Annotated in this window: 13 protein-coding genes and 1 other annotated feature; of the genes, 8 read left to right on the top strand and 5 right to left on the bottom strand. The window is 53.6% G+C overall.

Annotated elements, in window-relative coordinates; all coding sequences use genetic code 11:
- Positions 1 to 158: 158 nt before the first annotated feature.
- The 4 genes from thrL (at position 159) to thrC (ending at position 4,989) form a co-directional block, all read left to right on the top strand.
- Positions 159 to 224, top strand: coding sequence for a thr operon leader peptide (gene thrL / locus NA197_RS15475; protein WP_001575544.1), 66 nt, complete (start codon positions 159 to 161; stop codon positions 222 to 224).
- Positions 160 to 280: a sequence feature (Thr leader region), on the top strand. It overlaps the preceding gene by 65 nt.
- A 25-nt stretch (positions 281 to 305) precedes the next feature.
- A complete protein-coding gene (thrA, locus tag NA197_RS15480; protein WP_001264681.1) occupies positions 306 to 2,768 on the top strand; it encodes a bifunctional aspartate kinase/homoserine dehydrogenase I in 2,463 nt (820 codons plus the stop codon).
- A gap of 1 nt (position 2,769) precedes the next feature.
- On the top strand, positions 2,770 to 3,699 hold the full coding sequence (thrB, locus tag NA197_RS15485) for a homoserine kinase (RefSeq protein ID WP_000241685.1): 930 nt from the start codon (positions 2,770 to 2,772) through the stop codon (positions 3,697 to 3,699).
- A gap of 3 nt (positions 3,700 to 3,702) precedes the next feature.
- A complete protein-coding gene (thrC, locus tag NA197_RS15490) occupies positions 3,703 to 4,989 on the top strand; it encodes a threonine synthase (protein WP_000781110.1) in 1,287 nt (428 codons plus the stop codon).
- 93 nt (positions 4,990 to 5,082) lie between these two features.
- On the opposite strand, the gene yaaA is transcribed toward thrC, so the two are convergent.
- Together yaaA and NA197_RS15500 are read right to left on the bottom strand one after the other, a co-directional pair.
- The gene (gene yaaA / locus NA197_RS15495) at positions 5,083 to 5,856 is read right to left on the bottom strand and encodes a peroxide stress protein YaaA (RefSeq protein WP_000906175.1); all 774 of its coding nucleotides are present in this window, start codon (positions 5,854 to 5,856) and stop codon (positions 5,083 to 5,085) included.
- Positions 5,857 to 5,934: 78 nt separating this feature from the next.
- Positions 5,935 to 7,365 (bottom strand): alanine/glycine:cation symporter family protein, encoded by a 1,431-nt coding sequence (locus NA197_RS15500; protein ID WP_001113812.1) that lies wholly within the window; start codon positions 7,363 to 7,365, stop codon positions 5,935 to 5,937.
- A 268-nt stretch (positions 7,366 to 7,633) separates the two neighbouring features.
- Here NA197_RS15500 and tal point away from each other — a divergent pair, with 268 nt between their 5' ends.
- Positions 7,634 to 8,587, top strand: coding sequence for a transaldolase (gene tal / locus NA197_RS15505; RefSeq protein WP_000130175.1), 954 nt, complete (start codon positions 7,634 to 7,636; stop codon positions 8,585 to 8,587).
- Between the two features lie 110 nt (positions 8,588 to 8,697).
- Positions 8,698 to 9,288 carry a molybdopterin adenylyltransferase gene (gene mog / locus NA197_RS15510; RefSeq protein ID WP_000380373.1) on the top strand — a complete coding sequence of 197 codons (591 nt, stop codon included), beginning with the start codon at positions 8,698 to 8,700 and terminating at the stop codon, positions 9,286 to 9,288.
- Between the two features lie 56 nt (positions 9,289 to 9,344).
- Here mog and satP read toward each other — a convergent pair whose 3' ends face one another.
- The 3 genes from satP to NA197_RS15525 form a co-directional block, all read right to left on the bottom strand.
- Complete coding sequence (gene satP / locus NA197_RS15515; protein WP_000528525.1) at positions 9,345 to 9,911, bottom strand: acetate uptake transporter; 567 nt, start codon at positions 9,909 to 9,911, stop codon at positions 9,345 to 9,347.
- 149 nt (positions 9,912 to 10,060) lie between these two features.
- Complete coding sequence (gene msyB, locus NA197_RS15520) at positions 10,061 to 10,774, bottom strand: acidic protein MsyB (protein WP_001103477.1); 714 nt, start codon at positions 10,772 to 10,774, stop codon at positions 10,061 to 10,063.
- Between the two features lie 35 nt (positions 10,775 to 10,809).
- Positions 10,810 to 11,214, bottom strand: coding sequence for a DUF2541 family protein (locus tag NA197_RS15525; protein ID WP_001258093.1), 405 nt, complete (start codon positions 11,212 to 11,214; stop codon positions 10,810 to 10,812).
- 348 nt (positions 11,215 to 11,562) lie between these two features.
- On the opposite strand from NA197_RS15525, the gene dnaK reads away from it, so the two are divergent.
- Positions 11,563 to 13,479: a molecular chaperone DnaK gene (gene dnaK, locus NA197_RS15530; RefSeq protein WP_000516126.1), complete on the top strand. Its 1,917-nt coding sequence runs from the start codon at positions 11,563 to 11,565 to the stop codon at positions 13,477 to 13,479.
- A gap of 85 nt (positions 13,480 to 13,564) precedes the next feature.
- Positions 13,565 to 14,704 carry a molecular chaperone DnaJ gene (gene dnaJ, locus NA197_RS15535; protein ID WP_001119009.1) on the top strand — a complete coding sequence of 380 codons (1,140 nt, stop codon included), beginning with the start codon at positions 13,565 to 13,567 and terminating at the stop codon, positions 14,702 to 14,704.
- Positions 14,705 to 14,827: the final 123 nt, after the last annotated feature.

Consider the following 14,827-nt stretch of genomic DNA (forward strand, 5'->3'; position numbering starts at 1 on the left):
CAGGGGGAATTGGTTGAAAATAAATATATCGCCAGCAGCACATGAACAAGTTTCGGAATGTGATCAATTTAAAAATTTATTGACTTAGGCGGGCAGATACTTTAACCAATATAGGAATACAAGACAGACAAATAAAAATGACAGAGTACACAACATCCATGAACCGCATCAGCACCACCACCATTACCACCATCACCATTACCACAGGTAACGGTGCGGGCTGACGCGTACAGGAAACACAGAAAAAAGCCCGCACCTGAACAGTGCGGGCTTTTTTTTCGACCAGAGATCACGAGGTAACAACCATGCGAGTGTTGAAGTTCGGCGGTACATCAGTGGCAAATGCAGAACGTTTTCTGCGTGTTGCCGATATTCTGGAAAGCAATGCCAGGCAAGGGCAGGTAGCGACCGTACTTTCCGCCCCCGCGAAAATTACCAACCATCTGGTGGCGATGATTGAAAAAACTATCGGCGGCCAGGATGCTTTGCCGAATATCAGCGATGCAGAACGTATTTTTTCTGACCTGCTCGCAGGACTTGCCAGCGCGCAGCCGGGATTCCCGCTTGCACGGTTGAAAATGGTTGTCGAACAAGAATTCGCTCAGATCAAACATGTTCTGCATGGTATCAGCCTGCTGGGTCAGTGCCCGGATAGCATCAACGCCGCGCTGATTTGCCGTGGCGAAAAAATGTCGATCGCGATTATGGCGGGACTTCTGGAGGCGCGTGGGCATCGCGTCACGGTGATCGATCCGGTAGAAAAATTGCTGGCGGTGGGCCATTACCTTGAATCTACCGTCGATATCGCGGAATCGACTCGCCGTATCGCCGCCAGCCAGATCCCGGCCGATCACATGATCCTGATGGCGGGCTTTACCGCCGGTAATGAAAAGGGTGAACTGGTGGTGCTGGGCCGTAATGGTTCCGACTATTCCGCCGCCGTGCTGGCCGCCTGTTTACGCGCTGACTGCTGTGAAATCTGGACTGACGTCGATGGCGTGTATACCTGTGACCCGCGCCAGGTGCCGGACGCCAGGCTGCTGAAATCGATGTCCTACCAGGAAGCGATGGAACTCTCTTACTTCGGCGCCAAAGTCCTTCACCCTCGCACCATTACGCCCATCGCCCAGTTCCAGATCCCCTGTCTGATTAAAAATACCGGTAATCCGCAGGCGCCAGGAACGCTGATCGGCGCGTCCAGCGACGATGATAACCTGCCGGTTAAAGGGATCTCTAACCTTAACAACATGGCGATGTTTAGCGTCTCCGGCCCGGGAATGAAAGGGATGATTGGGATGGCGGCGCGTGTTTTCGCCGCCATGTCTCGCGCCGGGATCTCGGTGGTGCTCATTACCCAGTCCTCCTCTGAGTACAGCATCAGTTTCTGTGTGCCGCAGAGTGACTGCGCGCGTGCCCGCCGTGCGATGCAGGATGAGTTCTATCTGGAGCTGAAAGAGGGGCTGCTGGAGCCGCTGGCGGTTACGGAGCGGTTGGCGATTATCTCTGTTGTCGGCGACGGTATGCGCACGCTACGCGGCATTTCAGCGAAATTCTTCGCCGCGCTGGCGCGGGCTAATATCAATATCGTGGCGATCGCTCAGGGATCTTCTGAGCGTTCCATTTCTGTGGTGGTGAATAACGACGATGCCACCACCGGCGTGCGGGTAACGCACCAGATGCTGTTCAATACCGATCAGGTGATTGAAGTGTTTGTCATTGGCGTCGGCGGCGTCGGCGGCGCGCTACTGGAACAGCTTAAACGTCAGCAAACCTGGCTGAAGAACAAGCACATCGATCTACGCGTGTGCGGCGTGGCGAACTCAAAGGCGTTGCTAACCAATGTGCATGGACTGAATCTGGACAACTGGCAGGCGGAACTGGCGCAAGCGAACGCGCCGTTCAATCTGGGACGCTTAATTCGCCTGGTGAAAGAATATCATCTACTCAATCCGGTGATTGTTGATTGTACCTCCAGTCAGGCGGTGGCCGACCAGTATGCCGACTTCCTGCGTGAAGGATTCCATGTGGTGACGCCGAACAAGAAAGCGAACACCTCGTCGATGGACTACTACCATCAGCTACGTTTCGCCGCCGCGCAATCACGGCGCAAATTCTTGTATGACACCAACGTCGGCGCCGGTTTGCCGGTAATCGAAAACCTGCAAAACCTGCTGAATGCGGGTGATGAACTGCAAAAATTTTCCGGCATTCTTTCCGGGTCGCTCTCTTTTATTTTCGGTAAACTGGAAGAGGGGATGAGTCTCTCACAGGCGACCGCTCTGGCGCGCGAGATGGGCTATACCGAACCCGATCCGCGCGACGATCTTTCCGGTATGGATGTGGCGCGTAAACTGTTGATCCTCGCCCGCGAGACGGGCCGCGAGCTGGAGCTTTCCGATATCGTGATTGAACCGGTGTTGCCGAACGAGTTTGACGCCTCCGGCGATGTGACCGCCTTTATGGCGCATCTGCCGCAGCTTGACGACGCGTTTGCCGCCCGTGTGGCGAAAGCTCGTGATGAAGGTAAGGTATTGCGCTATGTGGGCAATATCGAAGAGGATGGCGTGTGCCGCGTGAAGATTGCCGAAGTTGATGGTAACGATCCGCTCTTCAAAGTGAAAAATGGTGAAAACGCGCTGGCGTTCTACAGCCACTATTATCAGCCCTTGCCGTTGGTGCTGCGCGGCTACGGCGCAGGCAATGATGTGACGGCGGCGGGCGTGTTTGCCGATCTGTTACGGACCCTCTCATGGAAGTTAGGAGTTTAACATGGTGAAAGTGTATGCCCCGGCTTCCAGCGCGAACATGAGCGTCGGTTTCGACGTGTTGGGCGCAGCCGTCACACCCGTTGACGGCACGTTGCTGGGCGATGTGGTATCCGTTGAAGCAGCGGACCATTTCCGTCTGCATAACCTGGGGCGATTTGCCGATAAACTGCCGCCGGAGCCGCGTGAAAATATTGTTTATCAGTGCTGGGAACGTTTTTGCCAGGCATTGGGGAAAACCATCCCGGTGGCGATGACGCTGGAAAAAAATATGCCGATTGGTTCCGGGTTAGGGTCCAGCGCCTGTTCCGTCGTCGCCGCGCTGGTCGCGATGAATGAGCACTGCGGCAAACCGTTAAACGACACGCGTCTGTTGGCGCTGATGGGCGAGCTGGAAGGCCGTATCTCCGGCAGCATCCATTACGATAACGTCGCGCCGTGCTTTCTTGGCGGTATGCAGTTGATGATTGAAGAAAACGGCATTATTAGTCAGCAGGTGCCGGGCTTTGATGAGTGGCTATGGGTACTGGCTTATCCGGGCATTAAAGTTTCCACCGCAGAAGCACGGGCCATTTTGCCTGCGCAGTATCGCCGTCAGGATTGCATTGCGCATGGACGGCATCTGGCCGGTTTTATTCACGCCTGTTACTCGCGGCAGCCGCAGCTTGCCGCCGCGCTGATGAAAGATGTTATTGCCGAACCATACCGCGCGCGTTTACTGCCGGGCTTTAGCCAGGCGCGACAGGCGGTGTCGGAGATCGGCGCGCTGGCGAGCGGGATTTCCGGGTCGGGGCCGACGCTGTTTGCGCTATGCGATAAACCGGAGACGGCGCAGCGCGTCGCGGACTGGCTGAGCAAACATTATCTGCAAAATCAGGAAGGCTTCGTTCATATTTGCCGGCTGGATACGGCGGGCGCACGAGTAGTGGGATAATCAATGAAACTCTATAATCTGAAAGACCATAATGAGCAGGTCAGCTTTGCGCAGGCCGTCACGCAAGGACTGGGCAAACAGCAGGGACTTTTTTTTCCGCACGAACTGCCGGAGTTTAGCCTGACGGAAATTGATGAGATGCTCAACCAGGACTTTGTCAGCCGTAGCGCAAAGATCCTCTCGGCATTTATTGGCGATGAAATACCGCAGCAAATTCTGGAAGAGCGCGTCCGCGCGGCGTTTGCGTTCCCGGCGCCGGTAGCGCAGGTAGAAAGCGATGTCGGCTGCCTGGAGCTGTTCCATGGTCCGACGCTGGCCTTTAAAGACTTCGGCGGGCGTTTTATGGCGCAAATGCTGACGCATATCAGCGGCGACAAACCGGTGACGATTCTGACCGCAACGTCAGGTGATACCGGCGCGGCGGTGGCTCACGCGTTCTATGGCCTGGAAAATGTGCGGGTCGTTATTCTCTACCCGCGCGGTAAAATCAGTCCGTTGCAGGAAAAACTGTTCTGTACGCTGGGCGGCAACATTGAAACCGTGGCGATCGACGGCGATTTCGACGCTTGCCAGGCGCTGGTGAAACAGGCATTTGATGACGAAGAACTGAAAACGGCGCTGGGGCTGAATTCAGCTAATTCGATTAATATCAGCCGCCTGTTGGCGCAAATTTGCTACTACTTTGAAGCCGTGGCGCAATTGCCGCAGGGGGCGCGTAACCAACTGGTGATCTCTGTACCCAGCGGCAACTTTGGTGATTTGACGGCAGGACTGCTGGCGAAGTCGTTAGGCCTACCGGTGAAACGTTTTATCGCCGCCACCAACGTCAACGACACGGTGCCGCGTTTTCTGCATGACGGGAAGTGGGCGCCGAAAGCGACGCAGGCGACCCTGTCGAATGCGATGGATGTCAGCCAGCCGAATAACTGGCCGCGCGTGGAGGAGCTATTCCGCCGTAAAATCTGGCGTCTGACTGAGCTGGGCTATGCGGCGGTGGATGACACTACGACACAACAGACGATGCGCGAGCTGAAAGCGAAAGGTTATATCTCGGAACCTCATGCGGCGGTAGCGTATCGGGCATTACGCGACCAGTTAAACCCTGGCGAGTATGGCTTGTTTCTCGGAACGGCGCATCCGGCGAAGTTTAAAGAAAGCGTGGAGTCCATTCTGGGAGAAACGCTGGCCTTGCCTGAAGCGCTCGCCGAACGCGCCGATCTGCCGCTGCTTTCACATCATCTGCCTGCGGATTTTGCCGCCCTGCGTAAGCTGATGATGACCCGCCAGTAACCATTGTGCCCGGTGGCGCTGTCGCTTACCGGGCCTATGGGGTGGTGTCGATTTGTAGGCCGGATAAGGCGTAACCGCCATCCGGCGATGTCGTTACTGCTCGTAGCGTTTAAAGACCAGCTCGTCTTGTGTGGAGGTTTCTTCATCAAAGAAATACCCTTCACGGTCAAACGCGGTAAGCTGTTCCGGCTTCGTTAAGCGGTTTTCAATAATAAAACGGCTCATCAGTCCGCGCGCTTTTTTGGCGTAGAAGCTTACCACTTTAAACTTGCCGTTTTTCTCATCAAGGAACACGGGCTTAATCAGTTCGGCATTCAGTTTCTTCGGCTTCACCGATTTAAAATATTCCTCGGAGGCCAGATTCACCACCACCCGATCGCCCTGCGCCTCAAGCGCTTCGTTGAGCTTATCGGTAATGATATCGCCCCAGAATTGATAAAGATCTTTGCCGCGCGGATTCTCCAGGCGAATCCCCATCTCCAGACGATAAGGCTGCATTAAATCCAGCGGGCGCAATACGCCATACAAGCCAGAGAGCATGCGCAGATGCTGTTGGGCAAAATCAAAATCCGCGTCGTTGAACGTTTCCGCCTGTAGGCCGGTATAAACATCGCCTTTGAACGCCAGAATCGCCTGGCGTGCATTATCCGGCGTAAAATGAGGCTGCCAGTCATGAAAACGCGTGGCGTTGAGATCCGCCAGTTTGTCGCTAATTCCCATTAGCCTGGAAATTTGCGGCGCCGAAAGCTGGCGGGCCTGTTGAATAAGCTGCTGGCTGTGATCCAACAGCTCCGGCTGGGTATAGCGGGTCGTGGCCAGCGGGCTTTGATAATCAAGCGTTTTTGCAGGTGAAATCAGAATCAGCATATCCAGTCCTTGCAGGGAATTTTCTGCGACTTTAGCAAAAAAACGCCGCAGAGTTGACCGATGGTTGCGATTGTCGGCTTAATCGCGCGATGCCGCATCCCAGGTATCTGGCGCCAGTTGTGGTTCGATATCCGGGAAGCGCCGCGGATCGAACTGCGGTCTTACGCCCAGTTTCCGTTGTCGCAGATAATCGCCGGCGAGGGTATACACCACCGGTGAGAGCAACAAAATCGCCGTCAGATTGGTAATGGCCATACAGGCCATGATCATGTCAGCGAGCTGCCATATCAGCGGAAAACTGATAAGCGTACCGGCGATGACCATGCCAAGCGTCGCAAGACGTAATAGCCAGATGGCCTTTGCGTTATGTAACCGCAGAAAAAACAGATTGTTCTCGGCGTAAATATAGTTGGCGACGATAGAACTGAACGCGAACAGAATGACGATAAGCGCGACAAAACTGGCGCCCCATTCACCGGTCAACGAAACCATTGCATGTTGGAGAAGCTGAATGCCTTCTGTTGACGAATGGGACGCGTGATTCCCCGCCAGCAGGATAATCATCGCGCTGGCGGTACAGATGATAATGGTGTCGCTGAATACGCCAATCATTTGCACAATCCCCTGCGCGACAGGGTGAGGGGGATACGACGTTGCCGCTGCGGCCGCATTAGGCGTTGACCCCATTCCCGCTTCATTAGAGAACATCCCACGCTGAAAACCGCTGGTAATAGCCTGGGTGAGCGTATATCCGGCTGCGCCTGCCGCGGCTTCCTGCCAGCCAAATGCGCTTTTGACTATCGAGGCGATAACGCCAGGCATTTGCTCAATATGCCAGAGGCAAATGAATACGCTGCCGGCGACCCACAATAACGCGATGATGGGAATCAGCCATTGCATCAGGCGGGCGACGCCTTTGATGCCGCGGATGATAATTAACAGGGCACAGAACGCCAGAGCAATGCCAGAGATAAGCGGCGGAATGTTGAAGGCGAAATGGAGCGCGCGTGAGACGGCATTCGCCTGCACGCTATTAAAAATCAACCCGTAGGCGACGAGCAGAAAGAGGGCGAAAACCACGCCCATCCAGCGCATTCCCAGTCCGCGCGCCATATACCACGCCGGGCCGCCGCGGAACTGGCCTGTCGGGTCACGTTCTTTATAAAGCTGGGCAAGCGAACATTCGGCGAAGGAGGTCGCCATGCCAATGATGGCCGAGACCCACATCCAGAATACCGCGCCGGGACCGCCTGCGGCGATAGCTAGCGCCACGCCGGCCAGATTACCGCTGCCAATCCGCGCCGCGAGGCTGGTACACAGCGCCTGAAATGACGTCAGGCCGCCTGGCTGCGGGCTAAGGCTGCCTTTCAGACTGCGGCTAAATTGGCGAATATAACGAAATTGAATGAATCCGGTACGCCAGGTAAACCAACATCCTGCGCCGAGCAGCAGGTAAATCATTACCGAGCCCCAGAGTATTTCGTTAATAAAACTGAAAAACTCAGGCATTAACGTCCCTCTTGTTGATGCCGTCACGCTTTGATGATCCTGTATAAGCGTGACCCATGATGTAGATGACCTTGTCAGGCTAATATTAACGGTAGTTTACCATAAATACGGCGGTATCCTTTAATTGCGCATCAACCGTCGGCAGATACGCAAACAGTTCACAAGGGCAGCCAGGTGCATGTAGGCGGTTGCGCTGTGAGTGCGTCGTGTTATCATCAGGGTAGACCGGTTACATCCCCTAACAAGCTGTTTAAAGAGAAACTCTATCATGACGGACAAATTGACCTCCCTTCGTCAGTTCACCACCGTAGTGGCTGATACCGGAGATATCGCGGCAATGAAGCTGTACCAGCCGCAGGATGCTACAACTAACCCTTCTCTCATTCTTAACGCAGCGCAAATCCCGGAATATCGTAAGCTGATTGACGATGCTGTCGCCTGGGCGAAGCAGCAGAGCAGCGACCGCGCGCAGCAGGTTGTTGACGCGACCGATAAGCTGGCGGTGAATATTGGCCTGGAAATCCTGAAGCTGGTGCCGGGGCGTATTTCTACCGAAGTTGACGCGCGTCTGTCTTATGACACTGAAGCGTCTATCGCCAAAGCAAAACGTATCATTAAACTCTACAATGATGCGGGTATCAGCAACGATCGTATCCTGATCAAGCTGGCGTCCACCTGGCAGGGCATTCGCGCAGCCGAACAGCTGGAAAAAGAAGGCATCAACTGTAACCTGACGCTGCTGTTCTCCTTCGCGCAGGCGCGTGCGTGCGCCGAAGCGGGCGTCTACCTGATCTCGCCGTTCGTAGGTCGTATTCTTGACTGGTATAAAGCCAATACCGACAAGAAAGACTATGCGCCAGCTGAAGATCCGGGCGTGGTTTCCGTAACGGAAATCTACGAGTACTACAAACAGCATGGTTACGAAACCGTCGTTATGGGCGCAAGCTTCCGTAACGTAGGCGAAATTCTGGAGCTGGCGGGCTGCGACCGTCTGACTATCGCGCCGGCATTGCTGAAAGAACTGGCGGAAAGCGAAGGGGCGATTGAGCGTAAGCTCTCTTTCTCCGGCGAAGTCAAAGCGCGTCCGGAACGCATTACCGAAGCCGAGTTCCTGTGGCAGCATCACCAGGATCCCATGGCGGTGGACAAACTGGCGGATGGTATCCGTAAGTTTGCGGTAGACCAGGAAAAACTGGAAAAAATGATCGGCGATCTGCTGTAATCATTAACGCGTGGCCCTGATATGGGTCACGCTACCTCTTCTGAAACCTGTCTGTCCTTCCCTTCGCAGTGTATCATTCTGTTTAACGAGACTGTTTAAACGGAATAATCATGGATACCTTACGTATTGGCTTAGTTTCTATCTCCGACCGCGCTTCAAGCGGCGTTTACCAGGATAAAGGCATTCCTGCGCTTGAGGAGTGGCTCGCTTCTGCGCTGACCACGCCTTTCGAGGTCCAACGGCGCTTAATTCCTGATGAACAGGAAATTATCGAGCAAACGTTGTGTGAACTGGTTGATGAGATGAGCTGTCATCTGGTGCTGACCACTGGCGGTACCGGTCCGGCGCGTCGCGACGTTACGCCGGACGCGACCCTTGCCATCGCCGACCGTGAAATGCCAGGTTTTGGCGAGCAGATGCGCCAGATCAGCCTGCGCTTTGTGCCGACCGCCATTCTTTCCCGCCAGGTGGGCGTTATCCGTAAACAGGCGTTAATTCTTAATTTGCCTGGACAGCCAAAATCGATCAAAGAAACGCTGGAAGGCGTAAAAGCGGACGATGGCAGCGTTAGCGTGCCGGGCATTTTTGCGAGCGTGCCGTATTGCATACAGCTGCTTGACGGGCCGTATGTCGAAACCGCGCCGGAAGTGGTTGCCGCTTTCCGTCCGAAGAGCGCCAGACGTGAGAATATGTCATCCTGACCGGAAGAGACTGATAGTAGGGTTATTCCTCCCGGTGCGGGAGGAATAAAAGAGATTTAGTGCGCCTCGCCGATTGGCAGAATAGTGCGGCCAAATTGCTCGTTTAGCACTTCACCCATCGCCAGATAAATAGCGCTGGCGCCGCAAACCAGACCAACCCAGCCTGCGATATGGATAATGGCTTCGTTACCGGTGATATTGCCGACCGCCAGCAGAGCGAACAGTACGGTCAGGCTCAGGAAAACAAATTGCAGCGCGCGGGCGGCTTTCAGCGTACCGAAGAACATAAACAGCGTGAACACGCCCCACAGACCTAAATAAGCGCCGAGTAGCTGAGCGTCAGGCGCATCCGTCAGGCCCATTTTCGGCATCAGCAGGATAGCGACCAGCGTCAGCCAGAACGAACCGTAAGAGGTAAAGGCCGTTAAACCAAAGGTATTGCCTTTTTTATACTCCAGCAGACCGGCAAAAATTTGCGCGATACCGCCGTAGAAAATCCCCATCGCCAGAATAATACCGTCCAGGGCGAAAAAACCGGCATTGTGCAGGTTAAGCAGAATGGTGGTCATGCCGAAGCCCATCAGGCCCAGCGGTGCCGGATTAGCCAACTTAGTGTTGCCCATAATTCCTCAAAATCATCATAATTGAATGGTGAAATAGTTTCCCAGAATAACGAGTTCCGTATTCGGGGCGCGGCATAATAATCAGGGGGAAGAGGACTGTCTATGATCTAATAAGGGGGAAAAGAAAATATTTCCCCCTGTGAGGGCATTCACGCCTGAACGGCTGCCATCATTCGTCGCAGGCAGGCTATTTGCAACACCGCCGGAATAGTCACGCGATACGCGCTGCCGCTCATCGCTTTGACGCCGTTTAACGCCGCGCCGACCGGGCCGCCAAGACCTGCGCCGCGCAGCAATCCGTGGCCCAGGATGCTCATTGCGGCATGGGTACGCAAAATGCGGGTAAGCTGGGTGGAAAGCAGGTGGGAGACCCCTTTTGCCAGACTGCGATCTTTCATGAGCAGCGGCAGCAGTTCTTCCAGTTCAGAAACTTTGGCGTCTACGGCTTGCAGAAATTCCTGCTTATGCGCCGCGTCCATCTTCTGCCAGGTATGACGTAAAAAATGCTCCAGCAGTTGCTGTTCTATTTCAAACGTCGACATGCTTTTATCTGCTTTGAGTTTTAGCCGTTTTGCGACATCCAGCAGAATCGCGCGGTACTGTTTTCCGTGTCCGCGCAATTTGTTGGCGATACTGTCGCCGCCGTAATGCTGAAACTCGCCGGCAATGAGCTGCCAGTTACGGCGGTGTTGCTCCGGGTGACCTTCCATCGCTTTGAACAGTTCGTTATGACTAAGGACGCTCGACAAGCGAGCCTTGCCCTTTTCGTTATGCGTCAGCAAACGGGCGAAATCGGCGAGTTGTTCTTCGCTACAATGCTGAAGAAAGTCTAAATCCTCGTCGTGTAAATAGGTGACGTTCATTTTCAGTCTGGCTTTTGGAATAGAAATAACAGCGATTAATCGTCGCCAATGACTTTAAGTCTCGCCATATCGGAAGAATTTACCGTATGGCCTGAGAAGGTAATCTTTGATACGCAGCGTTTGTTGTCGTTATCGCTATTAATATTGATCCAGCCTGTCGTCTGGCCTTCTTTGATTGAGGAAGGGACGTTCAGGCTTTGGCTGGCGCTACGCGCAGTTTTAAAATAGACGGATGCGCCGCTAAGTTCGATGTCGCCGTGATCCGCCGTGAGTTGAATGCGCTTCACGATGCGGCAGACGGGAATTTTCAACGCGAGATCGTTCGTTTCATTTCTGGGCATGGCAATAACACCCAGTATTTTATGGTCGTTCGCGTGCGCGACGCTACTTAACGCCAGGCCGAAAAGCAGGCCGACGGAAATCGTTAACACAGATCGCATGAAATTTCTCTTTGACGGGTTCAATAAGCAATTACCGTCTATCATACTCTGCTCATGACAACGATTCAGTTTTGTAATCTTTTCTTTTTATTACAATTTTTCCGTGAATGGTATTCGTTGTTTAATTTATTTTATGAATGTTTACCTGTCTGGTTTTCCATCGCGCCCTCTCGTCAATAAAAAATTTTTTCATCTCCCCCTTGATGACGTGGGTTACGACCCCATCTTGTAGTCAACCGCAGTGGTGAGTCTGAAAAAAAACGATTCAGGGTAGTTGAAACCGCACGTTTCGCCCTTATTACAGATTCACAACCACATGATGACCGAATTTTTAGTGGAGACGTTTAGATGGGTAAAATTATTGGTATCGACCTGGGTACTACCAACTCTTGTGTAGCGATTATGGATGGAACGCAGGCACGCGTGCTGGAGAACGCCGAGGGCGATCGCACTACGCCTTCTATCATTGCTTATACCCAGGATGGTGAAACTCTGGTTGGTCAGCCGGCTAAACGTCAGGCAGTGACAAACCCGCAAAACACCCTGTTTGCGATTAAACGCCTGATTGGCCGCCGCTTCCAGGACGAAGAAGTTCAACGTGACGTTTCTATCATGCCGTACAAAATCATCGGCGCCGACAACGGCGACGCATGGCTTGATGTGAAAGGTCAGAAAATGGCGCCGCCGCAGATTTCTGCCGAAGTGCTGAAGAAAATGAAGAAAACGGCTGAAGATTATCTGGGCGAACCGGTAACTGAAGCGGTTATCACCGTACCGGCTTACTTTAACGATGCGCAGCGTCAGGCAACCAAAGATGCTGGTCGAATCGCGGGGCTGGAAGTTAAACGTATCATCAACGAACCGACTGCCGCAGCGCTGGCTTACGGCCTGGATAAAGAAGTCGGCAACCGTACTATCGCGGTTTACGACCTCGGTGGTGGTACTTTCGATATCTCTATTATCGAAATCGACGAAGTTGATGGCGAAAAAACCTTTGAAGTTCTGGCAACCAACGGTGATACCCACCTGGGTGGTGAAGACTTCGATACCCGCCTGATCAACTACCTCGTTGACGAGTTTAAGAAAGATCAGGGCATTGACCTGCGTAACGATCCGCTGGCCATGCAGCGCCTGAAAGAAGCCGCAGAAAAAGCCAAAATCGAGCTGTCTTCTGCGCAGCAGACCGACGTGAACCTGCCGTACATTACCGCAGATGCCACCGGTCCGAAACACATGAACATCAAAGTGACTCGTGCGAAACTGGAAAGCCTGGTTGAAGATCTGGTGAACCGTTCTATCGAGCCGCTGAAAGTCGCACTGCAGGACGCTGGCCTGTCCGTGTCTGATATCAACGACGTGATCCTCGTTGGCGGTCAGACCCGTATGCCAATGGTGCAGAAAAAAGTGGCTGAGTTCTTTGGTAAAGAGCCGCGTAAAGACGTTAACCCGGACGAAGCTGTGGCTATCGGCGCAGCGGTACAGGGCGGCGTATTGACCGGTGATGTGAAAGACGTACTGCTGCTGGACGTTACCCCGCTGTCTCTGGGTATCGAAACGATGGGTGGCGTGATGACTCCGCTTATCACCAAAAACACCACCATCCCGACCAAGCACAGCCAGGTGTTCTCTACTGCGGAAGACAACCAGTCTGCGGTAACCATCCATGTGCTGCAGGGTGAGCGTAAACGTGCGTCTGATAACAAATCTCTGGGTCAGTTCAACCTGGATGGCATCAACCCGGCGCCGCGCGGTATGCCGCAGATCGAAGTCACCTTCGATATCGATGCTGACGGTATCCTGCACGTCTCCGCGAAAGATAAAAATAGCGGCAAAGAGCAGAAGATCACCATCAAGGCATCTTCTGGTCTGAACGAGGAAGAAATTCAGAAAATGGTTCGCGATGCAGAAGCGAACGCTGAATCCGACCGTAAGTTCGAAGAGCTGGTTCAGACCCGTAACCAGGGCGACCATCTGCTGCACAGCACCCGTAAGCAGGTTGAAGAAGCAGGCGATAAACTGCCGGCTGATGACAAAACCGCTATCGAGTCTGCGCTGAGCGCGCTGGAAACTGCCCTGAAAGGCGAAGATAAAGCCGCTATCGAAGCGAAAATGCAGGAGCTGGCGCAGGTTTCCCAGAAACTGATGGAAATCGCTCAGCAGCAGCATGCGCAGCAGCAGGCTGGCTCCGCTGACGCTTCTGCAAACAACGCGAAAGATGACGACGTTGTCGACGCTGAGTTTGAAGAAGTAAAAGATAAAAAATAATCGCCCTTTGAACGGGTAATTACTGGCACGGGCGAAGAGGTTTCCTCTCCGCCCGTGTATGCATGTTAAGGGCAGATAAAAAGAGATGGCGAAAAGAGATTACTACGAGATTTTAGGCGTTTCCAAAACAGCGGAAGAGCGTGAAATCAAAAAGGCGTATAAGCGCCTGGCCATGAAATATCATCCGGACCGCAATCAGGGTGATAAAGAGGCCGAAGCTAAATTTAAAGAGATTAAAGAAGCCTATGAAGTGCTGACCGATGCGCAAAAACGCGCAGCCTACGATCAGTATGGTCACGCCGCGTTTGAACAAGGCGGTATGGGCGGCGGATTTGGCGGCGGCTTTAATGGCGGCGCTGATTTCAGTGATATCTTTGGTGACGTTTTTGGCGATATCTTTGGCGGCGGGCGTGGTCGCCAACGTGCGGCGCGTGGGGCTGATTTGCGTTATAACATGGATCTCACCCTGGAAGAAGCGGTGCGTGGCGTGACCAAAGAGATCCGTATTCCGACGCTGGAGGAGTGCGACGTTTGCCACGGCAGCGGGGCGAAAGCTGGCACGCAACCGCAAACCTGTCCGACCTGTCATGGTTCTGGTCAGGTACAGATGCGCCAGGGATTCTTTGCTGTACAGCAGACCTGCCCACACTGTCAGGGACGCGGTACGCTGATCAAAGATCCGTGCCATAAATGTCACGGTCATGGGCGTGTTGAAAAGAGTAAAACTCTGTCCGTTAAAATCCCGGCGGGCGTGGATACCGGCGATCGTATTCGTCTGGCAGGCGAGGGCGAAGCGGGCGAGCATGGCGCACCGGCAGGCGACTTGTATGTTCAGGTCCAGGTGAAACAACACCCTATTTTCGAGCGTGAAGGCAATAATCTTTATTGCGAAGTGCCGATCAACTTTGCGATGGCGGCGCTCGGCGGTGAAATTGAAGTGCCGACGTTAGATGGTCGCGTGATGCTGAAAGTACCGAGCGAAACACAAACGGGCAAGCTGTTCCGTATGCGCGGCAAAGGCGTGAAGTCCGTACGCGGTGGCGCGCAGGGCGATTTGCTGTGCCGTGTGGTGGTTGAAACGCCGGTCGGTCTGAGCGAAAAACAGAAGCAATTGCTAAAAGATCTTCAGGAAAGTTTTGGCGGCCCGACGGGAGAGAAAAACAGCCCGCGTTCAAAAAGCTTCTTTGACGGCGTGAAAAAATTCTTTGACGATTTGACTCGCTAATCTTTTTCCCGTTGTATTTTTCTTCAGCCCGGGTGTATATCCGGGCTTTTTTGTCTATGGAAAACCCCCAGCTAGGCTGGGGGTTCCGGAAAGCTTTCAGCTTTAAGCCAGTTATTAAAACCC

Origin of the sequence: Salmonella sp. NW884 (assembly GCF_051700745.1) — a bacterium.
In the GTDB taxonomy this organism is placed as follows: Bacteria; Pseudomonadota; Gammaproteobacteria; order Enterobacterales; family Enterobacteriaceae; genus Salmonella; species Salmonella enterica.